Here is a 279-nt window from a genome sequence, read left to right as displayed (position 1 = left end):
ATAACAGACAAGCATAAAAAATGGTGGTGAAAAAATCCCTACGACTTTTTTCACCACCATTCTTACGGTTTTTATCTTTAGTAGTAACCATTATCACGAAGAGGAACTTCGAGAGTATTATCACCTTGTCGAGTCGGAGTGCCAATCATCTCATCATAAGGACTTTGATGGCGTAGCACTTGCTGCTGTGTATTCAGCTTTCTGCAACGTTTTTGCATTTCTACGATAGAGTGGGTCTTTAACAGATTATCGTTGTTATCGACTACCCAATACTCTTGG

At 39.4% G+C, this 279-nt stretch carries 1 protein-coding gene; it reads right to left on the bottom strand.

Going from position 1 to position 279, the window contains the following annotated elements; all coding sequences use genetic code 11:
- Positions 1-77: 77 nt before the first annotated feature.
- On the bottom strand, positions 78-279 hold a 202-nt coding region (locus ACS2QP_RS27575), incomplete at its 5' end, for a DUF6482 family protein (protein WP_438883034.1).

Origin of the sequence: Bacillus cereus group sp. Bce019 (genome assembly GCF_051781745.1) — a bacterium.
Lineage (GTDB): Bacteria > Bacillota > Bacilli > Bacillales > Bacillaceae_G > Bacillus_A > Bacillus_A cereus.
Note: the sequence above shows the minus strand (reverse complement) of the source record. Positions and strands in the feature narration are given on the sequence as shown.